The 25,958-nt window shown below is 33.0% G+C and carries 15 protein-coding genes and 1 tRNA gene; 14 read left to right on the top strand and 2 right to left on the bottom strand.

What is annotated here, in order from left to right; genetic code table 11:
• The first annotated feature begins 2 nt into the window (after positions 1 to 2).
• The 14 genes from ftsA to ACJJV4_RS05495 all read left to right on the top strand — a co-directional run bounded on the left by ftsA (position 3) and on the right by ACJJV4_RS05495 (position 24,643).
• Positions 3 to 1,331, top strand: a complete 1,329-nt coding sequence (gene ftsA / locus ACJJV4_RS05560; protein WP_405292474.1) for a cell division protein FtsA — start codon at positions 3 to 5, stop codon at positions 1,329 to 1,331.
• Between the two features lie 65 nt (positions 1,332 to 1,396).
• A complete protein-coding gene (gene ftsZ, locus ACJJV4_RS05555; RefSeq protein WP_405292473.1) occupies positions 1,397 to 3,418 on the top strand; it encodes a cell division protein FtsZ in 2,022 nt (673 codons plus the stop codon).
• 149 nt (positions 3,419 to 3,567) lie between these two features.
• Entirely contained in the window at positions 3,568 to 4,017 is a 450-nt protein-coding gene (locus ACJJV4_RS05550; protein WP_405292472.1) for a GatB/YqeY domain-containing protein, read from the top strand.
• A gap of 25 nt (positions 4,018 to 4,042) precedes the next feature.
• Positions 4,043 to 4,116 (top strand) — tRNA-Arg (locus tag ACJJV4_RS05545).
• Between the two features lie 356 nt (positions 4,117 to 4,472).
• Complete coding sequence (locus ACJJV4_RS05540) at positions 4,473 to 5,765, top strand: MFS transporter (RefSeq protein ID WP_405292471.1); 1,293 nt, start codon at positions 4,473 to 4,475, stop codon at positions 5,763 to 5,765.
• 13 nt (positions 5,766 to 5,778) lie between these two features.
• Complete coding sequence (locus ACJJV4_RS05535) at positions 5,779 to 6,942, top strand: mandelate racemase/muconate lactonizing enzyme family protein (protein ID WP_405292470.1); 1,164 nt, start codon at positions 5,779 to 5,781, stop codon at positions 6,940 to 6,942.
• Between the two features lie 4 nt (positions 6,943 to 6,946).
• A complete protein-coding gene (locus ACJJV4_RS05530; protein WP_405292469.1) occupies positions 6,947 to 7,954 on the top strand; it encodes a PfkB family carbohydrate kinase in 1,008 nt (335 codons plus the stop codon).
• Positions 7,951 to 8,580, top strand: coding sequence for a bifunctional 4-hydroxy-2-oxoglutarate aldolase/2-dehydro-3-deoxy-phosphogluconate aldolase (locus tag ACJJV4_RS05525; protein WP_405292468.1), 630 nt, complete (start codon positions 7,951 to 7,953; stop codon positions 8,578 to 8,580). Before ACJJV4_RS05530 ends, ACJJV4_RS05525 begins: the two co-directional genes overlap by 4 nt.
• 275 nt (positions 8,581 to 8,855) lie before the next feature.
• Positions 8,856 to 11,147 (top strand): sulfatase-like hydrolase/transferase, encoded by a 2,292-nt coding sequence (locus tag ACJJV4_RS05520; RefSeq protein WP_405292467.1) that lies wholly within the window; start codon positions 8,856 to 8,858, stop codon positions 11,145 to 11,147.
• A gap of 18 nt (positions 11,148 to 11,165) precedes the next feature.
• Positions 11,166 to 14,492: a VCBS repeat-containing protein gene (locus ACJJV4_RS05515; RefSeq protein ID WP_405292466.1), complete on the top strand. Its 3,327-nt coding sequence runs from the start codon at positions 11,166 to 11,168 to the stop codon at positions 14,490 to 14,492.
• A gap of 217 nt (positions 14,493 to 14,709) precedes the next feature.
• The gene (locus tag ACJJV4_RS05510; protein WP_405292465.1) at positions 14,710 to 17,769 is read left to right on the top strand and encodes a SusC/RagA family TonB-linked outer membrane protein; all 3,060 of its coding nucleotides are present in this window, start codon (positions 14,710 to 14,712) and stop codon (positions 17,767 to 17,769) included.
• A gap of 18 nt (positions 17,770 to 17,787) precedes the next feature.
• A complete protein-coding gene (locus ACJJV4_RS05505) occupies positions 17,788 to 19,362 on the top strand; it encodes a RagB/SusD family nutrient uptake outer membrane protein (protein ID WP_405292464.1) in 1,575 nt (524 codons plus the stop codon).
• A 244-nt stretch (positions 19,363 to 19,606) separates the two neighbouring features.
• The gene (locus tag ACJJV4_RS05500) at positions 19,607 to 23,803 is read left to right on the top strand and encodes a two-component regulator propeller domain-containing protein (RefSeq protein ID WP_405292463.1); all 4,197 of its coding nucleotides are present in this window, start codon (positions 19,607 to 19,609) and stop codon (positions 23,801 to 23,803) included.
• Between the two features lie 420 nt (positions 23,804 to 24,223).
• A complete protein-coding gene (locus tag ACJJV4_RS05495; RefSeq protein ID WP_405292462.1) occupies positions 24,224 to 24,643 on the top strand; it encodes an HPP family protein in 420 nt (139 codons plus the stop codon).
• On the opposite strand, the gene rpe is transcribed toward ACJJV4_RS05495, so the two are convergent.
• Together rpe and ACJJV4_RS05485 are read right to left on the bottom strand one after the other, a co-directional pair.
• Positions 24,640 to 25,302, bottom strand: a complete 663-nt coding sequence (gene rpe / locus ACJJV4_RS05490) for a ribulose-phosphate 3-epimerase (protein ID WP_405292461.1) — start codon at positions 25,300 to 25,302, stop codon at positions 24,640 to 24,642. The two genes, ACJJV4_RS05495 and rpe, sit on opposite strands and share 4 nt — an antisense overlap.
• Positions 25,303 to 25,344: 42 nt before the next feature.
• Positions 25,345 to 25,752, bottom strand: a complete 408-nt coding sequence (locus ACJJV4_RS05485; protein WP_405292460.1) for a BLUF domain-containing protein — start codon at positions 25,750 to 25,752, stop codon at positions 25,345 to 25,347.
• Positions 25,753 to 25,958: the final 206 nt, after the last annotated feature.

Below are 25,958 nucleotides of genomic sequence, written 5' to 3'. Positions count from 1 at the left end.
CCATGGAGCATAACATATCAGTAGGATTAGATATAGGAACCACAAAAATTGTGGCTATGATTGGTCGTAAAAATGAATACGGCAAACTTGAAATTTTAGGCATAGGTAAGTCTAAAAGTTTAGGCGTGCACCGTGGTGTTGTAAATAATATTACACAAACCATACAGTCTATTCAACAAGCGGTTCAAGAAGCAGAAGCAGCAGCCGAATTAAAAATTGACGGTGTAACGGTTGGTATTGCAGGGCAGCATATACGTAGTTTACAGCATAGCGATTACATAACTCGACCAAATTCCGATCATGTTATTGATGATGAGGATATTGATCGTCTAATAAATCAGGTTCATAAATTAGTAATGCTTCCTGGTGAAGAAATTATTCATGTTTTACCGCAAGAATATAAGGTAGATGGTCAAGCCGAAATTAAAGAGCCAATTGGAATGTATGGTGGCCGTTTGGAAGCTAACTTCCATGTGGTTGTTGGTCAAGTATCATCCATTCGTAATGTTGGCCGTTGTATACAAAGTGCCGATTTAAACCTAGAAGGTATTACATTAGAGCCGTTAGCTTCCGCTAATGCCGTTTTAAGCCAAGAAGAAAAAGAAGCCGGTGTTGCTTTGATTGATATAGGTGGAGGAACAACAGATTTGGCTATTTTTAGAGATGGAATTATCCGTCATACAGCAGTTATACCTTTCGGAGGAAATGTAATTACAGAAGATATTAAAGAAGGTTGTTCAATAATTGAAAAACAAGCCGAATTATTAAAAATAAAATTTGGTTCAGCGTGGCCAGGGGAAAATAAAGATAATGAAATTGTATCTATTCCTGGTTTACGCGGTCGTGAACCAAAAGAAATTACATTAAAAAACTTATCTAAAATCATCCATGCTCGTGTGGTGGAAATTATAGAACAGGTATATGTTGAAATTAAAAATTATGGTCACGAAGAGCAAAAGAAAAACCTCATTGCTGGTATTGTTTTAACGGGTGGAGGAAGCCAGTTAAAACACCTAAAGCAGTTGGTAGAATATATTACAGGTATGGATACCAGAATTGGTTATCCTAATGAGCATTTAGCAGGTGATAGTAATGAAGATGTTACGAGTCCGCTTTTTGCAACCGCAGTAGGTTTAGTTTTAGACGGATTAAAACGACAAGAACGTAAAAAGATAGAGCAGCAAGTAGAAGAGGAAGTTGTAGAAGAACAAGTGGAAAACACGACCGAAGAAGTAGAAGAAGAAATTAAAGTAGAACCGGTTAGAGAAAGACGTTCCTTTCTTGATAAATTAACCGATCGCGTTAAAGATTTTTTAGATAACGCCGAATAATAGTATAGATTAAGAAATCCATTGAATAAAAAATATTTAGTACAAAACCCCAGTAAAACAGAGTTATGAGCAGCAACAAAGAATTCGAAAACATCGCATTTGATTTACCTAAAAATCAATCAAATGTCATTAAAGTTATTGGCGTTGGTGGTGGCGGTAGTAACGCTATCAATCACATGTTTCAACAAGGTATAAAAGGTGTCGACTTTTACGTATGTAATACCGATGCGCAAGCCTTACAAAACAGTGGTGTACCAAACAAAATACAATTAGGTTTAAACTTAACCGAAGGACTTGGTGCAGGAGCAAATCCTGATATCGGGGAGCAGTCGGCAGTAGAAAGTTTTGAAGACATTTCTCAAATGTTAGATTCTAATACTAAAATGGTATTCATTACAGCCGGTATGGGTGGTGGTACAGGTACTGGTGCAGCGCCTATTATTGCTAAAATGGCTAAAGACATGGATATTTTAACTGTAGGTATTGTAACTATGCCTTTTCAGTTTGAAGGAAAAATGCGTATTGAGCAATCTCAAAAAGGTATTGAGAAATTGCGTGGGATGGTCGATTCATTAATTGTCATTAATAACAACAAACTTCGAGAGGTTTATGGAAATCTTGGTTTTAAAGCAGGATTCTCAAAGGCAGATGAAGTGTTATCTACCGCTGCTCGTGGTATAGCCGAAGTTATTACACACCATTATACACAAAACATAGATTTACGTGATGCTAAAACTGTATTAAGTAATAGCGGAACAGCTATTATGGGTTCTGCATTAGCATCGGGTCAAAATCGTGCGCAAGATGCAATCCGTAAAGCTTTAGATTCTCCATTATTAAACGATAATAAAATTACAGGAGCTAAAAATGTACTGCTTTTAATTGTGTCTGGTGTTCAAGAAATTACTATTGATGAAATAGGAGAAATAAACGATCATATCCAAAATGAAGCTGGCCATGGTGCTAACATTATTATGGGGGTTGGTGAAGACGAATCTTTAGACGAGTCTATCGCCGTTACTATTATAGCAACAGGTTTTAATATTGAGCAACAAGACGAAATTTCTAATACTGAAACTAAAAAAGTTATTCATTCTTTAAGTGAAGAAAAAGAAATAGAAGCTAAAGCCGTTAAAGAAGAAGTTAAGCCTGAAGTTGTTGCTCCGCCAGTTGTAGTAGAGAAAAAAGAAGAACCTAAAGTAGTAAAGCATACGTTGGATTTAGAAGAGGAGGAGGAGTTCACTTTTTTGGAAAAAAGCGTGATAAGAAAGGATAAATTATCATCGCCGCCACAAAATATTAACTTAATTCCTACCTCAGAAATTTTAAAAAACATCAACGTGGTTTATGACGAGGTTCGTGTAAATGTTGAAGATGAAGATGATTTTATTATTAAATCTGTAAATAATCAAATTGATGCTGTTGAAGATTTCGATGAAATTGAAGTATTAGCAGACGATTTTGAAGAAGAAAAACAAATTACCTTAACTTTTGATTTGCCAATAAGTAGTGAAGCTAAGAAAGAGCCTAAAAAGGAAGAGGTGATAGAAGAAAAGGTGACGTTTAGTTTAGATGACGATGATATTAAAGATATCGCAGTTAACGATCACGTAGAAGTTTCTGCGGCTAAACCAAATGAACATGGAGATATTAGATATACGTTAGATGATTTTTCTGAAGTTGAAGCTTCATTCAGTAAAAAACAAACGTCAAGTCAGGAGATTGTTGAAGAAATAGAAGAGGATATTGTTTTCGAAAGAAAAGTGGTTCAAAAAGAAGAAGTTGTTCAGCATAATCTTCCGGAGGAAGAGGAAGAGATTGACCCGATGAATACACCAATTTCAGAATTACTCAAAGAACGCGCTGCTGAACGTCGCCGTAAAATGAAGGATTTTAACTATAAATTCAATAATGCAAAAATTGATGATATAGAAAAAGTGCCTGCTTACAAGCGTCAAGGTGTGAATTTAGAAGACTCAAAGCATTCATCGGATAATGATTTTTCTAGAACAAGTATAGGTCTAGATGATAACGACGATTTACAAGTAAGAAGAAATAACTCTTTTTTACATGATAATGTAGATTAGTGCTTACTGCTAAACTTAACTAAATTATAAGCCCGAAAAGTTAATCATACTTTTCGGTTTTTTTTATAGCGTTTACCAATAAAACTAATCGATATTCGACTCTTTAAATACTAAGTTTTTTTTATCTTCGCATACTAAATAAATTGAAAATGGCTCTACAACAAGACATAATGACGGCGCTTAAAAACGCAATGAAATCTAAAGATCAAACAGCGCTTACAGCTTTACGTGCTGTTAAATCGGCTATTTTACTCGCACAAACAGAAAGTGGTGCGAAAGAAGAATTAAGTGAAGATCAAGAGCTTAAAATACTTCAGAAGCAAGTAAAGCAACGTCGCGATAGCGCCGCTATTTATTTAGAACAAGGAAGAGAAGATTTAGCGACTCCAGAGTTAGCAGAGGCCGATGTTATTTCTCAGTTTTTGCCAGCAGCATTATCTGATGAAGAAGTTGAAAAAGTGGTTGTTGCAACTATTGAACAAGTAGGCGCGCAAGGCATGAAGGACATGGGGAAAGTTATGGGTGTTGTAAGTGGAAAACTTGCGGGTCAAGCAGATGGTAAAACTATTTCTACGATTGTAAAACAAAAATTAAGTTAGAAAACATACCGTTTATACGGAAAATGGCTGCGTAGTTCAACTGGATAGAATATCAGATTTCGGCTCTGAGGGTTGGGGGTTCGAATCCCTTCGCGGTCACGAATGAAACAAAATCTTACATGTAAAATCAAGTTTGCTTGAATTTGTATATGTGAGATTTTGTTTTTCAAAGCGGAGCTTTAATCGTTATTTAATCCCTGCGCGTTTACTAAAAAAAAGCACCTTGCATTTTAACAATAGTTAATCTGTAAGGTGCTTTTTTTAGTTATTAGAATAGTAATTATGAATTTAAATAAGCTTCTCTTACTGTTGTTTTATTAGTTTTTATTGTTGAATAGACTAGGTTTGATTTCCTATTATAGTAAATTCAGGTCAAACCTATGTATAGGTTGGTAAACCTCTATTCTACCACTGCCAATAGTTATATATTTAGTTTCTAAACTTAACTAAGTATAATGAAAATTACATCAGCCAGTCCGAAAAGTAGAAAGCGGTTCAATATATTAACTATGGTTTTTATAACTGTAGTTATAAATTATTTAGATAGAAGTAATATATCTATAGCTGCTGTAGGAATGAGAAAAGACCTAGGTTTTGATACGGTACAAATGGGATATATTTTTTCGGCATTTGGACTTACTTATGCCATATTCCAGATTCCGGGAGGAATGATTGCTGATAAAATAAAATCACGAGTTCTATATTCAATCATTTTAATATTTTGGTCTATTGCAACTTTATTTCAAGGGCTTACTAATTCATTTCTGGTTTTAGTCGGCCTAAGAGGGAGTATAGGTGTTTTTGAGGCGCCTTCCTATCCTATTAATAATTTAGTGGCAACCCGTTGGTTTCCTGAAAATGAAAGAGCAACAGCAATTGGAATTTATACTTCCGGTCAGTTTCTAGGTTTGGCATTTTTAACACCATTACTAATTTATATTCAAGATCAATTAGGGTGGAGAGGTTTGTTAATTGTTTCTGGTGTGATAGGTATCGTTTGGGCTGGAATATGGTATTTATTTTATAGAGATCCTATGGATCATAAAAGTATTAGTAAATCGGAATTAGACCTTATAGAAAAAGGCGGAGGTCTTTATGCAGGAAAAGATAAAAACGAAGCTAAAGAGTTATTTAGCTGGAGAGACCTAAAGGAAGCCTTTGTTCATAGAAAACTATGGGGTATTTATATAGGTCAATTTTGTCTTGGAGGTACAACTTGGTTTTTTTTAACTTGGTTTCCAATTTATTTAGTTGATTACCGAAATGTTGCCTTTGCAGATGCAGGGTTCCTTGCCTCTGCACCTTTTTTAGCTGCTTTTTTTGGTGTATTACTCTCTGGTTTTACTTCAGACTTTTTAATTAAGAAAGGATTTTCTGTCGAGGTTGCAAGAAAAACACCAATTATTACGGGTATGCTATTATCCACTTGTATTATAGGGGCAAATTTTACTGATGATACTTTTTATATCATACTATTTATGTCAATTTCATTTTTTGGAACAGGGTTGGCAAGTATTGCTTGGGTGTTCGTTTCTTTAATGGCACCTAAAAAAAATATGGGTTTAATTGGAGGAACTCTTAACTTTATAGGAAGTATGTCTAGTGTAATAGTGCCATCGGTTATTGGCTTTTTAGTTTTAGATGGTGATTTTAGTCCAGCTTTATATTTTATTGGTGGAATTGCATTGCTAGGCTTCCTTTCTTATACTTTTATAGTTGGAAAAGTAGAACGGATTATTGTTAAATAGTAAATTTTAAGTTGTGAAAATTACAGATATAAAATCATACCCCATCAATATAAAAGGTGGAGGAGTACAGTTAGTTGTAAAGGTAGAAACAGATTCAGGTATTTATGGTTGGGGTTGTTCTGGGCTTTCCGGTCGAGAACTCGCAGTAGTAGGGCTTTTAAAACATTTTAAGAGTTTATTAATTGGCAGTGATCCAAATCAAATTGGAGCTATTTGGCAAATGCTATATAGAGGACAGTATTTTGAAGGAGGCCGTGTGTTTACAGCAGCTATTTCTGCTATTGATATTGCACTTTATGATATAAAAGGTAAGGCGTTAGGTGTTCCGGTATACGAGTTGTTAGGAGGGAAGCAACGTGATTTTGTTGAATGTTTTGCCTCGGTTAGATTTACAACAGAAGATGAGTTATTAAATTATTCTAAAATATGTGTGAATGAAGGTTGGAAGGTTTTGCGATTGGCTCCAGCCGAATTTGAATCACAAAAAGATAAAACTAGATTTGAGCCTAGAGAATCTATTAATCAATTAGCAATGTGGATAACTCGCTTAAGAAAGGAAGTTGGACCTGAAATTGTTATCGGGTTAGATTATCACACAAGGTTAAATGCAGCCGAGACCTATTCATTCATGAAACGAATGCCTGAAGGTACTATAGATTTTCTAGAAGAACCTATAAGGGATGAAAATCCAGGGGCGTATCAAGCTTTACGAAAAATGATTGACGTACCGTTTGCTATTGGGGAGGAATTTTCTAGTAAATGGCAATTTATGCCTTTTATAGAGAATGATATTGCGCAGTATGCAAGAATAGATGTTTGCAACCTTGGTGGAATTACGGAATCAATGAAAGTGGCAGCAATGGCCGAAACTCATTATATTGATTTAATGCCGCACAATCCCTTAGGTCCAATTTGTACAGCCGCAAGTATTCATGTGGCAGCTGCATGTCCTAATTTTAGTTATTTAGAAGAGGTCAATACACCAGCACAATATATGGGTACTAATGCTCCCGAATTCTATCCCGTTCAGCCAAAATTGGAAGGAGCTCGTTACAGAGTATCCGATGCACCTGGTTTAGGTGTAGAATTCAATGAAGAATTGGCCATGGCTCAGGAATTTAGAATGGTCGATATTCCAAAGTTATATAAAAGTGATGGTTCGTTAACAAATTGGTAGTGTTATGAGTTTTATAAGTTTTGGAGAAATTATGTTAAGACTTACCCCAACCGAGCATGCGGGTAAGATTAACTCAGCAGAATCCTTTGGAGTAGGCTATGCAGGTTCAGAATCTAATGTAGCGAGTTCATTGGCTGTTTTAGGGAATAATGTGCAGTTTGTTACAAAACTGCCTTTAAACGCTGTCGGAGACGCATGTATTATGTCTTTACAGCATTTTGGAATATCCACAAAAAATATTTTGAGAGGCGGAAAAAGGATTGGTACTTATTTTATTGAAATAGGCTCTTCTATTAGACCATCTAGTGTTATCTACGATCGGGCTGGTTCTGCTATTAGTGATATAGATAGTAATGAGTTCGATTGGGAATCTATATTAAAAGGGCAATCACATCTTTTTATTTCAGGAATTACTCCGGCAATATCAAAAAACTGTGCAGATGAAACTATAAAGGTTGCCAAAATTGCGAAAAAATTAGGTGTCAAAGTTAGTTTTGATATGAATTTTAGAAGAACCCTTTGGGAAGATAAAACCGAAGCTAGAAAAATATTCGATGCTGTTTTAGAACATACAGATTTATTATTCGGAAACGCAGGTGTACTCGAAGATATTTATGGAATTAAAGAAAAAGGAATTGGGCAAGCAGAAATTACGCTACGAGCTTTAGAAAAAGCAAGAAGTCAATTTGGTTTAAGCGAAATTGCATTTACGGTTAGAGAACACAATTCGGCAAGTGAAAATAAGTTGTCTGCAGTATGTTTGTCTGCAGGTAATTTTTTTGAATCTAATGCATATACAGTTCAAATTAAGGATCGATTTGGAACTGGAGATGCATTTGCAGCAGGTTATTTGCATGGAATTGGAAAAAACTGGGATATAGAAAAAACCTTAGGGTTTGCAACAGCAGCTTTCGCATTAAAGCATACCATTAAAGGGGATCAACACACAAGTACAGAAAAAGAAATTTTATCTATAATGGATGGAAATACATCCGGACACGTATTACGATGAATAAAGAAATAATATTAAGTAAAATAAAAAAAGAAAAATTAGTCGTTGTTATTAGATTGCAACAACAAAGATATATACCAGAGGTTATAAATGCTTTAGTCACTGGTGGTGTTGAGGTTTTAGAAATAACATCTAACACACCTGGATTTTTAGAAGAAATAAAAAAAGCGCGACGGAATCATCCTAATATATTAATTGGAGCAGGAACTGTAATTAACTCATCAATTGCTGAGAACGCAGTAAAAGCCGGAGCACAATTTATAGTAACACCAAATACAAATGTAGATGTTGTAAATGTCGCTCATAAAAACGATGTTCCTGTGTTAATGGGAGCGCTTACTCCAACCGAAGTATGCAATGCCGTAGATGCTGGTGCTGATGTTGTTAAAATATTTCCTATTGCTAACCTTGGTGTTGGGTATTTTAAAGCTATAAAAGGGCCTTTGAGTGATGTTGACTTTTTTGCTGTTGGAGGTGTATCTATAGATGATATCCAAGAATGGAAAAATGCCGGAGTTTCAGGTTTTGGTTTAGGAGGGAATTTAGTAAAACCAATAGAAAATCAACAAGACTTTGATGAAATTGTTGAATTGGCAAAACAAATATTGAAAACTATTCATAGTTAAACTTCAATTAAAATAGTTGTTTTTTTATCTAAAAGTCATCTGAATTTTTAGGTAGGTTTGGATGCGTCTTGTAAAAAATCGAGTAGCAATAGAATACAAATGATGTGTTTTTTAGGTATCACGTGAAAAACAACTTAAAACCAATTATAATTCTTAAAATAAAAGTTTTGTATGGCTTTTGGTTAGGATATCCAATTAAATGAACAGTATATTCATAAATCCATAAAAAAACATCAACTCGCTTTATGTATATTTAGCTCATTAAAATAATTCAAATGCGCAAAAGATATACCACCCGTTTTAAAAACTTTAGTTCTATTTTTTTATTAATGTTTTTTATGATTTTTGGTGTGAGTTGCGAATCTTCCAAAAGAGATAGTAATGACAAACAGCCTAATATTATTTTAATAATGGCCGACGATTTAGGTTTTGAGTGTATTGAAACCTATGGAGGAACTTCGTATAAAACACCAAATATTAATAAGCTATCAGAAACGGGATTACAGTTTAATAATGCCTATGCGCAGCCATTATGTACTCCTACAAGGGTTGAATTAATGACGGGGAAGTACAATTTTAGAAACTGGAAGGCCTTTGGTATTTTGGATCCTAATGAGAAAACATTTGGACATTTAATGCAAGATGCGGGCTACAATACCTGTATTGTTGGTAAGTGGCAATTACAAAGTTACGACACTATTGGGCATCCCGGAGCGCAATATAGACGAGGTTCCGGAATGAAAGTTGACGATGCTGGTTTTGATGAGTATTGTTTATATCACACAGGGCATCAAGAAGACAAAGGTTCGAGGTATCCTAATCCTAAAATTTTACAAAACGGAGCCTTTTTAGAAGATACTAAAGATAAATATGGACCAGATATATTTTCTGATTATGTTAATGAATTTGTAAGTAAGGAACACGATAAGCCCTTTTTTGTGTATTACCCAATGGCTTTAACACACGATCCCTTTTCTCCAACACCAGATAGTAATGAGTGGTCGGAATACAATCAAAGATTCGAAGATGACCCAAAACACTTTGGCGGCATGGTGGAGTATATGGATAAAATAGTTGGAAAAATTGTTAAGAATTTGGACGATAAAGGACTGAGAGAAGAAACGGTTATTCTATTTTATTCGGATAATGGTACACATCAAAAAGTAACATCGCTTTTAAACAATAAACCATATAAGGGCGGTAAAGGCTTAACGATTGAAGCTGGAGTTAAAGTACCGTTTATAGCAAACTGGTTAGGTAAAATTAAAAAAGGCACAAAAACAGACGAATATGTAAGTCCTGTAGATTTTTTACCAACAGTTTTAGATATTGCAAATACTGATGTTTCAAAAATATCTCAAACCGATGGACAAAGTTTTTTACCTGTTCTAAAAGGAGAATCTACTAACAGAAGAGATTGGGTTTATATCGGTTACAATCCAAAACCAGGAATTGGTAAAGAAAAATTCGATTTGCAAGAGTTTGTTTTAAATTCTAAGTATAAAATGTATAGTGATGGACGTTTTTATAATACACAACAAGATGTTTTAGAACAAAATGCATTGGATATAAAAACAGTTTCAGATACAGATAAACCTATTGTAAATAAATTTAAAAAAATTCTAGATTCACTAAATAAATATCCGCCTTATGGATATATTGATAGGCTAGATCCTGCTTTAGACGAGGTTTTATCAAAAGACGTGAAAATTGAACTTGTAGCACGAGGTTTTAATTGGTCTGAAGGACCAGTTTGGTTACCAAAAGAAAAGAAACTTATTTTTTCTGATGTTCCAGAGAATAAAATTTATGAATTGAGTGAAAAAGATGGTTTAAAAATTTATATGTTTCCTTCGGGTTACACGGGCTTAAATAGAAAAAAAGAAAAAGGTTCTAATGGTTTAGTGCTAGATGAAAATGGAGATTTAGTTCTGTGCCAAGTTGGTGATCGAAACATTAGTAAGCTTAAAAGTTTGGTGAGCTTTAATAAACCTGAGTTCGAAACTATTGTGACTCATTATAACGGAAAAAAATTTAATTCCCCTAACGACTTAGTTTACGATAAAAAAGGAAATTTATATTTTACCGACCCTGCTTTTGGTTTAGGAAAAAAGAAAAGTGATATAGGCTTTAATGGCGTTTATTTTTATGGTAAAAAGGGAAATCTTGTTTTACTAGATAAAACGATAGATAAGCCAAATGGTATAGCCGTATCGAATGATGGTAAAATACTTTATGTAGCAGATTCTAATTTTGAGAGACCATCCATTTGGGCTTTTGATATAATTTCTGATGGTAAAATAAAAAATAAACGACGGTTTTTTGATGCTACAAAAGCCTTAAATAGTAGCATTGATAAGCAGCGAGCAGATGGAATGAAGTTGGATAAAAATGGAAATATATTTCTAGCAGGTCCAGGAGGTGTTTTAATAATAAATCCACTTGGGAAACACTTAGGAACCATAACACTAGATAAAAAAACAGGAAATTGCGAGTTTACAGACGATGAAAAATATCTTTTTATAACTTGTGATAATTATTTAATACGTGTTGATTTAAAACCTTAATAGCCATAATTTAAATAAATGAGTAAAATAACCCATATCCTTTTTTGTGCTTTAGTTTTTGTTTTGTTTTCATGTGAAAAGGAAAATAATACAGCAGTTAAAAGTTCAACTTCTTTCAGTTCTTTATCAAATTTAGATACAGGAATAGATTTTTCAAACACTATTATAGAGAACGATACTCTAAATTATTTTGAGTTTCCATATATGTATATGGGTGGAGGTGTCGCCATTGGTGATATAAATAATGATGGACTCTCGGATGTGTATTTTACAGGAAACATGTCTGATAATAAGTTATACCTTAATAAGGGTAACATGAAATTTGAAGATATCACTAAATCGGCAAAGGTTTCTGGAGATAATAGATGGTATACAGGAGTTACAATGGCCGATGTAAATGCCGATGGTTGGTTAGATATTTATGTTTCTGTTTCTGGAATTTATGGAACTACAAAAAATCAATTATTTATTAATAATCATGATAATACATTTACCGAAAAAGCAGAAGCGTATGGGTTAGATGATGAAACTACTTCTATACAAGCCACTTTTTTCGATTATAATAGCGATGGATTACAAGATGTCTTTGTGGCAAATTATCCTACGGTCAAAGTCAGTATGGGCAATAAATATTATCATCAAAAAATGCTAGAAAATAAGCTAGAAGATTCTGGTCATTTATATAGAAATAACGGTGATAATACGTTTTCAGATGTAACAGCAGAATCTGGAGTTCAAAATTTTGGGATGACACTTGGTGTTGTTGCTTCCGATTATAATAATGATGGTTTTCAAGATTTATATCTTTCTAATGACTTTAATGTTCCCGATTATTTTTATTTGAACAATGGAGATGGAACTTTTAAAGAAGTTGTGAAAGATGCTACAAACCATACCGCCATGTTTGGAATGGGGATTGATGTAGCCGATTTTAATAATGATAATTTGCTAGATATTATTCAGTTGGATATGACGCCTGCCGATTATAAAAGATCTAAAACAAACATGGCAAGCATGAACCCCGAAACGTTTTATGAGGCGATAGATTTAGGGCTACATTATCAATACATGCAAAACGCACTACAGGTTAATAATGGAATAAACAAACAAGGGATTCCTATGTATAGTGATATTTCTAGACTTACCAGTTTAGCCACAACAGATTGGAGTTGGGGAACACTATTTGCCGATTTTGATAACGATGGTTTAAAAGATGTCATTATTACAAACGGCATGAAAAGAGATGTTAATAATAACGATGTTAACCAACGTACTAAAACGACAAGTTTTGCCGATTTTAATAAGGCCATCGATTATAAGCAATACCCTAGTACACCAATAGATAATTATGTTTTTAAGAACGATGGAGATTATGGGTTTTCTAGAGCAAATGATATTTGGAATATAAGTTATAAAGGCTTTTCTAATGGCGTGTCTTATGGTGATTTAGATAATGATGGTGATTTAGACATTGTAATAAATAACCTTGGAGACATGGCGTCTGTTTTTGAGAATGAAAAAAACAACCAACTTGAGAATAATTATTTTAAAATTAAACTAAACGGAACTGCTGAAAACGCTTTAGGATTAGGGGCGAAAATTTACTTAACATCTAAACAAGGGAAGCAGTTTCAGGAATTTACACTTACAAGAGGTTTTCAATCTAGTGTGGAACCTGTTTTACATTTTGGTTTAGGTAAAGATACCACTATAGATACACTTTTTATTTCTTGGGCAAACGGAAAAGGGCAAAAATTAACTAGTATAAAAGCAAATCAATTATTAGAAATTGATATTAAAAATGCTGAAAAAATATCAGAAATAAAATCGAGTAAAACTCAAATATTTAAGGATATAACCGAACGTTCCGGAATAGCATTTAAACATACTGAAGATAGTTATGATGATTTTGAACTTGAGCCATTATTACCACATAAAAATTCTCAATTAGGAGCTGCGTTAACGGTAGGAGATATAAATGGAGATGGATTAGAAGATTTTTTTGTTGGAAATGCAGCAGGAAGTAAGTCGGAAATGTATATTCAAAATACATCGGGAAGTTTTGAAGTTTTAGACGGTCCATGGTATGAAGATTTTCAAAATGAAGATACTGGAGCGCTTTTATTTGATGCAGATGGCGATGGAGATTTAGATCTATATGTTGTAAGCGGAGGAAACGATCCAACAAAACCTGCCAAATATTACCAAGATAGGTTATACGTAAACACAACAAATGGTTTTATAAAGTCGACAAAATCTTTACCTAAAGTTAACTCAAGTGGATTAGTTGTTATTTCTGAAGATTATGATAATGATGGCGATTTCGATTTATTTGTTGGAGGTAGAATTTTTCCGGGAAAGTATCCGTTTCCTGCTAAAAGCTATATTCTAAGAAATGATGGTGGAAAAGATGAGTTTATAAAATATACGGATGTAACTAAAGATGTTCTGCCAACACTTACCGAGACTGGTTTAGTAACATCTGCACTTTGGGATGATTTTAATAATGATGGTAAAGTAGATTTAATAGTTACGGGCGAATGGATGCCTATTCGATTTTTTGAAAATACTGGTAAATCTTTTAAGGAAGTAACAAATCATTTTGGATTCGAAAATAAAACAGGATGGTGGAATTGTATAGAAAAAGTAGACTATGATAATGATGGAGATTTAGATTATCTAGCAGGAAATTTAGGATTAAATTATAAATACAAGGCAAAAAAAGAAGCACCATTTGAAGTTTATGCTAACGATTTTGATGAAAATGGTAGTATGGATATTGTGTTAACCTCTAAGAAGAAAGGAATTCAATTGCCATTAAGAGGTAGAGAGTGCTCTTCGCAACAGGTGCCAGCTATTAAAAAGAGATTTGAAACTTTTGAATTGTTTGCAAATGCTACACTGGCAGATATTTATGGGCAAGCAATGTTAGATAAGTCTCTTCATTATCAGGTAAATACGTTTGCGAATTCATGGATTGAAAACAAGGGAGACGGCAATTTTACATTGCACGAGCTACCTACTAGAGTTCAGTTTTCTTCAATAAACGATTTGGAAGTATTCAAATTTGGCGATAGTGGTGTGTCTGATATTTTAGTTGGAGGTAATTTATACCAGTCAGAAGTTGAAACTCCTCGTAATGACGCTAGTTATGGATTACTATTTTCTGGTAGCTCGAACCCAAAAGAGGTTGTTTTACAAAATAATTATGAAAATGGATTGTTCATTAAAGGAGAAATAAAAAGTATTCAAACAATTCGTATCGAACATCATAAAACCCAAGCAGTTTTATTTCTAAAAAATAATGATAGTTTAAAACTTCTTGAAATTAAACTAAAAGAATAAGTTGCTTCATTTTTTTAATGTAAGTAAATTCTTTTTACTTTGGGTTTTTCTAAAATTTCACAAGGATAATTTAGTAATTACATTATTTAAAGGCGGTTTGAATGCGTATTCCTAATATTTGATACGATATTCCCATTTTAAAACTTCATAAAGTAGTTACTTTGAAACTGGTATAGTTAAACTAGCTTACCGATTAAACTAATTAAACTTAAACTTTATGAAAGAAAAACTATTTTCTAGATTTTTTAAGAGTGGCGCATTGCTTTTGTTGTTTTTTACAATATTAAGTATGCAGCACTTAAATGCTCAGACCGTTAAAGGTTCTGTTGTAGATGAAACAAGTATTGGGATACCAGGAGCAAATATTGTAGTTAAGGGGTCCTCAGCTGGAGCAGTTACCGATTTTGACGGTAACTTTAGTATTGCAGCGAAAAAAGGCGATGTCTTAATTGTTTCCTACATAGGGTATACTTCTCAAGAAATTTCAATTGGATCACAGACAAATTTAAAAATTACTTTAGCGCAAGACTTAGAGAGTCTTAATGAAGTTGTAATTGTAGGTTACGGTTCTCAAAAGAAATCAGATTTAACAGGTTCTGTTGCTACAGTAGGATCTAAAGATATTGAAAAGTTTACCTACAATGATGCATCTCAAGCCTTACAAGGTAAGATGGCAGGTGTAAGTGTACAAGCGCAAGGTGGAGCTCCAGGAGCTGGTTCGGTAATTACTATTAGAGGTACTGGTACATTTAGTAACGCTGGTCCATTATATGTAATTGACGGCATGATTACTGGAAGTATGAGTTCTCTTAACCCAGGAGATATTGCTTCTGTATCGGTATTAAAAGATGCATCTGCAACAGCAATATATGGATCTAGAGCTGCAAATGGTGTTGTTATTATTACAACCAAAAAAGGTAAAAAGGGACAAGTTACTATTAACTTAGATACTAGTTTTGGATATCAAAATGTTATTAATGAACCACAATGGGCAAACGCAACTCAATATGCCACTATTGTAAATAGAGCTAATGATGCAGATGGATTAAATAGGTATCCAGCCAATGATACAGAATTTGACCCAAGCTACAGTAGTAATTTATATGAAGACTCTTTCCAACAAGCTTCAGTAAGTAACACAAACCTTAGGCTTTCTGGTGGAGGTGAGAACAGTGTTTTTAGTTTATCATTAAATCAATTTGATCAAGATGGTATAATCAAGTTTTCAAAATTTAAAAGAACCACTATTAGAGGTAACTTTGGTTTAGAAAAAGGGAAATTTAAAATGGAAAGTACAGTGGGTTTAACACGAACTGTAGATAATCCAAACCCTTATTTTAACAAAGAAAGAAACTTACTACCAACTATTCGTTTAAAAAACGATGCTGGAGAATGGAGCGCAGATGATAGAGCAGATAGAGGAATAACTACAGCTTATGGAGCCTTTTATGGACCAGGAACTATTGCAAACGAATTAGGTATAGCTGCATTAGAAACTAGAAGAAATACAACAAATAATGTATTAGGTAATATTTCTGCTACCTATGAGATTTTAGAAGGGTTCAATTACAAACTTAATTTAGGGATGGAAGCATTCTCAAGAAATAACTTCACATTTACACCAGAAGAACAAGTTATTTTTGATGGAAGTAATAATGCAACTTCCAGATTAGTTGAAACAAACACTAACGGTCTAAACACTCTGGTTGAGCATACATTAAATTACAGTAAAACCTTTGGTAAGCATAAAGTAAATGCTTTAGTTGGTTTTACCGATCAAAAGAACAATACTAGATCTTTAGGTATAGATGCTATTAATGCTACTAACGGAATAAGCGTTGCAGGAGCCTACCCTAAAGAAAACTTACAGTCTGCTCCTGGTAGAGACAACACAACAACTATTCAATCATACTTTGGTAGAATAAACTATGTGTTTGACGATAGGTATTTGCTTACGGCTAGTTTACGTCGTGATGGGTCTTCATTATTTAGAGAAGAATTAAGGTTTGGAGAATTTCCTTCTTTTGCCATTGGTTGGAATTTAAGTAACGAAAAATTCATGGAAAACTTCGATGCTTTAACAAATATTAAATTAAGAGCAGGATATGGAGAAATAGGATCTAATAATATTTCTGCATATGATATTGATCCTAGAATCAACTTATTTAGCACTTATGTTTTAGGTGATAATAATGTAAGAGTTAGTGGGAATGCTGTTACCAGAGGTGTAAACGCAAATGCCTTCTGGGAAACTACAAAAACTACAAACTTCGGGTTAGAGTTTAACGCTTTTGACTCTAAATTAAGCGTTACTATGGATTATTTTATTAAAAAATCTGAAGATATCTTAGTAAGCATCCAATTACCTTTATACACTGGATTTAATAATCAAATTCCATTTAACAGAGGAACCATAGAAAACAAAGGTTTTGAATTTTTAGCAACATACAGAGATCAAATAGGTGATTTAAACTTTAGTGTTACAGGAAACTTCTCTACACTAGATAATGAAGTAACTTCTTTAGGCGGGCAAGCCCCAATAATAGGAGGTGGATTTACATCTAACGGATTAAGAGGAACAAGAACTGAAGTAGGACAACCAATTGGCTCTTTCTACGGATATACTACAGATGGAATATATCAAACAGATTTAGAAGCTACCAATGCGAATGATCAAGAAGGGAATCCTGTAGCGGGAGATTTAAAATTCAAAGATTTTGACGGTGACGGTGTTAATCCAGATGATAGAAGACACCTAGGAAGTCCAATTCCTAATTTTGAATATGGAATTAATTTAACTGCAGATTATAAAAACTTCGATTTAAGTTTATTCTTTAACGGTGTTTCTGGAAACAAAATATTAAACTCTACTAAATACAGAGGTTTCTTTGACTTTAACGGAAACTATTTGGCAGAAGCAGCAAATGCATGGACACCAACCAATACTAATACAAACATACCTAGAAACACTCAGGTAGATCCTGGTTTTAACCGTAGAATGTCAGATTTCTATTTAGAAAACGGAGCCTATTTTCGTTTAAGAAATGCACAAGTAGGTTATTCGTTGCCTGATGATGTATTAGAAAAAATTAAGCTTCAAAAAATTAGACTTTACCTTTCTGCGGCCAATTTATTTACAATAAGTGGATATTCAGGCTATTACCCAGAAGTGGGGAGAAACAGCAGAGGAGGAACTAGTTTATTTAATGCAGGTGTAGATGAAGGAAATTACCCTACTCCAAAAACATTTCAACTAGGTTTACAAGTTTCTTTTTAAAAAATAAAAATGATAAAAATGAAAAATATTAAAACTTCAATAATAGGCATACTAGCTATGCTAACGGTATTGGTTGTTAATACAAACTGTTCAGATGATGTATTAAACCAAAGTAATCCAAACGACCTAGTACCATCTTCTTTTTGGCAAACACCAGAAGATGCCAATAAAGCAATAATAGGTGCGTACAGCCCTTTTTTAGCAATTACTTACTACTCAAGATTTGAAATATTTCTTTCAGATTATCGTGATGATGTAGTAAATGGTTTCAATACATCAGACAGAACTGCGGCTGGAGCATTTAACGCAACAGCAGACCGTAATGCACCTAGATGGATGTGGGAAGCTCAATTTAGAGGAGTTGCAAGATCTAATGATGTACTATTTTATGTTCCAAATATAGAAATGGAGGCAACAGAAAAAGATAATATTTTAGGTGAAGCTTATTTTATTAGAGGATTTAACTATTTCAATCTAGTAAATAACTTTTTGAATGTACCAATTATTACTTTACCAACTACTGAAATACCAAATTTAGATTTACTTCCACAAGCGCCACCTGCTGAAACATGGGCTCAAATTGAAGCAGATTTAAAAATGGCTCAATCTAAATTACCAACATCATGGCCAGCAACACAAACAGGAAGAGCAACATATGGAGCTGCAACTGGTATGTTAGGAAAAGTCTATTTATACCAAGGTAAATATGATTTAGCTAAAATAGAATTTGCAAAAATTATGGATGGTAGTTACGAACTAACAGATGATTATGCGCACAACTTTACTGAAGAATTTGAAAATAACAAAGAGTCCTTATTTGAAGTTCAATTAATATCTGATGGAAATCAAGGTTGGGGAGCAGATGATGCAAGTAGTGGCTCGGGCTCAGCTTTTCAAGCAGATTTAGCTCCAGTAGGTTATACAAACCAAAACACAATGCGCGTTAATCAATGGGCATTAGATTTGTTTTTAGATGAACAAACCACAAATGGAGAAATTGATCCTAGAGCATATGCTACATTCTTTTGGAATACTCAAGACTCAACTCAATACAAAGGAAAATCATTAAAGTCAAGAACATACCTAAACGTATCGTATCCAGATGCATATTCAGCAACAGGAACAAATATTTATGGTAATAAATATGCTGATTGGGAATTTAACGGTAAAAAGGAATCTAGAGATGGTGGATGGCATAGCTCTGGTAACAACCTAAGAATTTTAAGATATGCAGATGTGTTATTAATGTTTGCAGAAGCGGAAGTAATGGCTAACGGTGGAAACTCTACACAACCTGCCGTAGACGCTGTTAATGAAGTTAGAAGACGTGTTGATATGGCAGAATTTACAAGTGTTACTATGCAAGATATAGAAGACGAACGTGTAAAAGAATTAACATTTGAGCGTACTCGTTATTTCGATTTATTAAGATGGGGAAGGGTTAAATCTAGAATTGTAGACAATCCAGATTTAAAATCAGAAAGCGGAGGAACATCTTCATATAAGCCTGGTAGAGAATATTTGGCGATTCCGCTTACGGAGTTAGATGGAAATAATAATGATGAAGAGTTTAAACAAAACGAAGGTTATTAATTAGTTTTTATCTATAGCGTTGTTTTAGTTTAGTTTGAAAGGGCGACTCAAGATTATTTCGGGAGTCGCTTTTTCTATTTTGTTGACAGCTTAATATAAAGTTTGTGTAAATTATTTGGTAATTGTATTTTTTGCTTTAATTTATCAATTATTTCATATCTTTTTGTAGAGCACTATCTGTAATACAATAAAATTTTCATTAATGAATTTAATAATAAACAAATTGTTTAAGTACTGCTTTTACATGGTGATATTTTTTTTGAGCTCCAATTTAGATGCTCAAAATTCAAAGTTACAATTTGAACATTTTATAGATGATAAAGGGTTAACTCAAAATTCAATCATCGACCTTTTACAAGATAACGAAGGTTATTTATGGATAGGAACAGCAAATGGATTATATAAATATGATGGTCAACGATTTGTTTTATATAGAAATGAACTTAATAACAATAAAAGTTTAATTAATAATATAATTAATAAGTTAGTAATTGATAGTAAAGGTGATTTATGGATTGGTACTGGTAGAGGTCTGTGCAAGTTTGATATAAAAAAGCAAGCGTTTTTTAGACCACATCTAAGTTTAATTAATAAAGAAATTACGGCAATTTATCCAGATGTCGATGGCTCCGTTTGGGTCGGGACTAGTAATTCTGGATTGTACAATATAAAATTTAATAATAAGTCGCACGAGTTGGTAGAGCACTATTTTTATGAGCCAAATGAACTAAATGTAATTAATGACAATAAAATACTTTCAATAACAAAAGACTTAAACGGGAGTTTGTGGGTGGGAACAGCAAAAGGTTTAAATGTAATTTATCTTTCTAAAACTTCAACTAAAAAAGTTTTTAATATTGATGGTGTAAACAATGCTGTTAATGCTTTGCTTATTGATAAAAAAGGTAATTTATGGGCTGGCGAGAAAGGTAAAGGTGTCTTGTTTTTAGACCAACCAAGAGATATTAATTCTATAAAATATGAGAGCTTTAAGAGTTTTTCATTGGGAATTAAAAAACCATATGACAATTTTGGATTTGTTAATGCTATAAAAGAAGATAACAAAGGTAAAATATGGATTGGTGTTTATGGTTATGGATTGGTTAAGCTTAATCCAGAGACTGAAGCTTATTCATTATTTACACCAAACGATCAAGATAGCAAAAGCTTGAGCAGTAGGCGGATAATGACAATATTGTTCGATAATACAAATGTACTTTGGGTAGGGACAAAAGTTGGAGGTTTAAACAAATGTGATTTAGAAAAAAAAGAGATTGGTTTTTTAAATCATAGTTCTATAAATCCAAATTCTTTAACTAATTCGTCCATTAATGCCGTATTAGAAGATGATAATAATTTACTTTGGGTTGGTACAGAGAATGGATTAAATCAAATTAAGTTTAAAGATGAAAACTACAAATCTCCAATCATAAAAAAGTATTTTTTTGATGGAAATGAGGAGGTTGCTCAGTCTTTGGTTGAACAGCCAATAAGATCTATTTTGAAAGATAGCCGTGGAGATTATTGGATTGGCGGGAAAGAAATTATTCATATGCAATTCAATCCAAAAACAGAAACAGCAACATTTAATGAAACAGGGTTAAAGTTGCCAGATGTGTTTTCTATGGTTGAAGATAAATATGGTGATATCTGGTTTGGTTCGTTTTCACAAGGGTTAATTAAATGGGAAAAGAAAAAAATAGCCAACACTAACTCATTCGATTTTTCGAGCATTACTTATTATAGATCTGATATAAATAATGAAAATAGTATTAGTGATAACTTAATTAGCTGCCTATACAAGGATAGCAATCAAGATTTATGGGTTGGTACGCTACAAGGTGGGATAAATTTAGTAATACCTAGCGAAAATGATGAGCCCGAAAAGTTTGTGTCTTTTCAAAATAACCCTAAAGACTCCAATAGTTTAAGCCATAATTCTGTGTTTTCTATAATTGAAGGAGAAAAAGATAATTATTGGGTTGGTACATTTGGTGGAGGCCTTAATAAAATGACTTTTACTTCAAGAGCGCCTAATGAAAACAAGGTAAAGTTTAAAAATTATACAGAAAAAGACGGCCTGTCTAATAATGCCATATACGGTATTTTAAAGGACGATAAAGGAAACTTATGGATGAGTACTGATAAAGGTATCTCATTTTTAGACATAGATGCAGAGCGCTTTAAAAATTATAATAAAGAAGATGGTCTTCAAAGTAATAACTTTAGAAAAAACGCCTATTATAAAAACGCCGAGGGTTATCTTTTCTTTGGAGGGTTGAAAGGATTGAATATTTTTCATCCTAAAAATATTAATGAGAATACGTTCCCGTCCTTGGCAAAAATAACGGGAATAAAAGTGAAAAATGAAGATGTAGCTGTTGGTAAAAAATACAATGGTAGGGTTTTATTTGAAAATTCACTGTCATCTTTAAAAAAACAAGTTGAACTCAAGCATGATGAGAACAACATAACTATAGAGTTTGCTGCTTTACATTTTGCTGCGCCAGAAAAAAATCAATTTAAATACAAGTTAGAGGGTTTTGATACCGAGTGGGTTAATTCTAAAGGGTTGCCTTTTGCTCACTATACTAATCTTTCTCCTGGTAAATATAATTTTAAGGTTATTGCATCAAATAATGATGGTTATTGGAATGAAAATCCTTCTGTCATTAAGTTTAAAATAGAGCCGCCATTTTGGTTAACGGGTTGGGCTTTTTTGTTTTATATATTTGTTTTATTAGTGATTTTGGTTAGTATTCAATCTCATTTTAATTTACGTTCTAAACAAAGAGCTGCTTTAAAAGTACAGAAAGAGATAGAGCAAGTTAATAGATTTAAACTTCAGTTTTTCACAAATATTTCTCATGAGTTTAAAACACCAATAACATTAATTTTAAATCCAATTGAGGAAATTTTAGAATCTATTGGGGAAAACTTAGAATTAAAACCAAAGCTAAAAATTGTAGAGAGAAACGCTAATACACTGCTACGTTTAGTAAACCAATTGATGGATTTTAGAAAAATAGAAGTTGGTGAAACTAAATTAGGAGCAACCAAAGCAGACATAGTAAGTTTTATTCGCGAAATTACATTTGCTTTTAGAGCATCGGCAAAGAAAAATAACGTTAAAATTGCTTTTGAAAGTGAATTGTATACTAAGGATGTTTGGTTTGATTGGGATAAATTAGAGAAAATATTAAATAATTTAATCTACAATGCTATAAAATTTACGCCCTCTGGAGGACAAATTAATATTAAAATAAGTAAGTCTAAAAATAAAGATGTTTTAAATATTATAGATCGAGGTGTAAATGTAGATTATATAAAAATTGAAATTGAGGATACTGGTATGGGAATAGATAAGGATCAGTTGCCTTATGTGTTTCAACGTTTTTATCAAGTAAATCAATCAAAAGAAACAATGGATATTGGCTCAGGTATTGGGCTTGCGATAACTAAGGATTTAATAGACCTGCACCATGGTGTAATTGAAGTTAACTCCAAGAAGGGTATAGGTACTTCTTTCCTAATAAAATTACCTATTGGGAAATTGCATTTATTACCAGATGAAATAATTGAAACCAAGTTACCTGAAAGTTTAAGTGAAGAAGAAATGGATTTGAATTTTGTGCAAGAACATTCGAATTTGGAGGATGATGCGCAGGGCAATCAACTTAAGAATACCATATTGGTTGTAGATGATAATTTAGATATTCGCGAATTAGTGAAGAATGGCTTACTTAAGCAATATAATATAATTCAGGCAGAAAATGGAAAGGAAGCTTTAAGCATAGCTTTAAAAGAGATACCAGATTTAGTAATTAGTGATGTATTAATGCCTGAAATGGATGGTGTAGAATTTTGTAAGGAATTAAAAACTAATATCAGAACCAGCCATATTCCAATAATCTTACTTACCGCATTAAACTCTGTAGAGCATAGAATAAAAGGTTTAGAATCTGGTGCAGACGCCTATATTCCAAAACCATTCAAAATGAAGTTGCTATCCGTAAGGGTGGAGAAGCTAATTGAATCTAGAAATTTAATGCGTAAATATTTTCAAACGGAAAAAGAATTGTTGCCCGAGAGAATTGCATTAAATTCCATAGACCAAGAGTTTTTAAAGAAAATTATGAACTTCATGGAAGCTAATATGGGTAATGAATTGTATTGGGTAGATCAATTGGCTGCAGATATGAATACCAGTCGATCAACATTCTTCAGAAAGCTTAAAAAACTTATTGGTCAATCTCCAAATGATTTTATGAGAATTATAAGATTAAAACGTGCCGTACAATTGTTAGAACAAAATGAATTAACAATTTCGCAAGTAAGTTATAAGGTGGGATTTAGTGATCCAGGTTACTTTGGTAAATGTTTTAGAAAAGTATATGGAGATTCGCCATCTAATTTTATTAAGAAAAAACAGAAAGCTTAGAAAGTACAGAGCATTTGTTTGTGCCTTGAAATATTATTCATAGCCTTAATTGTTAATGGCAAAGGGCTTATTGGAAAGTTGAACTATACAGACTTACATAGATTAAGCATTGCTGATAATGTTACTAATGACGAAACTTGATTAGATATTTAGGTTTATAGTATGTTTAGTGTAGAGAAAGTAATGAAAAGTGCTATTGTTTCCGTACTTCCTTTTAATTCAATTAAATAGTTAGCGCTTTACCAATTATTGATAATAACAAGTGGATTTGTATAGTAACACCAACAGTGTTAATAAGCTACTCGTTATAATAATTTTAAATTTAATTTTTGAATCAATATTTTTAGGATACGTGATAAATGTCATAAAATAAGCGGGAGGTCTTCTGTAAATTTACTTTAGTAAATAAAACAGGAAACCATGAGAAAGCACACGCCTATATCTTCTATTATGACAAAAACAATTATTGGTTTAACTCTCGAAGATGATTTAAAAAGAGCAGAAATGCTTTTTAATAGACATAGGATTAAGCATATTCCTGTAGTTTCTGACGAAGCTATTATTGGCATGATAAGCTATACGGATTTAATGCGAATTAGCATTCCTGAGCGTATTGATGGTGATAATTATAGCTTAAATAGTGTCGTACCAAATAATTTTACCATAGAGCAAGTTATGCAAAAGGACATTGTTACAGTAACGCCAGAAACTAGTATCAAGGATGTTGCTTTAATATTGGCAAACAAAGCCTTTCACTCCTTACCAATTGTAAAGGATGGTTGTTTACTAGGTATTGTTACAACAAGAGATTTACTAAATTATTTTATAAGAGAATGTTAAGAATTAGCAAGTGCTTTTAGTCGTTTAATCGTTTCTGTTTGGTTTTCGCTTTTAAATACGTGACTTCCTGCAACAAAAACATCAGCGCCAGCCTCAACTAGCTTCTCTATATTTTTATCAGTAACACCACCATCAATTTCAATTCTGGTATTTAGACCTTGTTCGTTAATCATTTTACGAAGTTTTTTTACCCTATTGTAAGTCATGTCTTCAAATTTCTGACCTCCAAAACCAGGGTTTATAGACATTAGTAAAACCATATAACATTTAGGTAGTATATCTTCTAAAACAGAAATAGGAGTAGTGAGGTTTAAAACAACACCTGCTTTACAGCCGGCATCTTCAATTTGAGTAAGTGTGCGGTGTAAGTGTACTGTAGACTCGTGGTGTACTGTAATTATATCTGCACCTACCTTTGCAAATTCTTCAATGTAGCGTTCTGGTTTTTCAATCATTAAATGTACATCTAAAGGCTTTGTAGCGTGCTTTTTGATTGCAGCAATTACAGGCATGCCGTATGAAATGTTCGGTACAAAATGCCCATCCATTACATCGATGTGGAACCAATCGGCTTCACTATTGTTAACCATTTCTGTATCACGTTGTAAGTTGCCAAAATCGGCAGCAAGCATTGAAGGCGCTATTAATTTAGAAGACATTTTTTTGAAATTTTAATGTTTTCGCAAAGCTAAGGCTTTTTATTAATCAGAGCTTAATAGCTCTTCAATAATTTCTAAAAAGAGATCACCGTTTTCAAAGTTTGTTTGATCTAGTGCTGTGATGTATTTTTGTAATCCATAAAGGGCCTCAATGTTTTCAATTACAGTGTAGCCTGCATCGAACGCTTCAAAACTTAATTGCGAGATAGGTGCATTTAATATTTCTATAATATTGGAATGCCTGGTATCTTCTTGAATTTTTTGATAAAGCTTATCTATTACAGTTTCAGTTCCTTCTATTATTTGGAAAAAAATCTTATCTTTTTTTACTAAAACACCTGTAATATTGTTATTATCGTTTTTGCTTTGAGTTTCGTTGAGTATAGCTTCAAACTCCAAAATATTTAGAGTTGTTTTTGCTTGGCTTTTGTAGCATATAGTCTTTAGCATAAATCAAATATAATATTATATTAGTCTAATAATATAGAAAAAGAGATTTTTCTGTCATTATTAAAATTTCACTTATTTGTAGCAATGTATATTCTAAAATATTTGAAAGCAAGAAGGAAGCTGTATTTGCTTACTGGTAGAATATGATGTGTTTTTTTTGAAAAAAATAAACCCGCGGTAATCAGCCGCGGGTTCTTTCATCAATC

The sequence above is a fragment of the Algibacter sp. Ld11 genome, assembly GCF_045066735.1.
GTDB lineage: Bacteria > Bacteroidota > Bacteroidia > Flavobacteriales > Flavobacteriaceae > Algibacter.
This window is presented reverse-complemented; position numbering and strand designations above follow the sequence as displayed.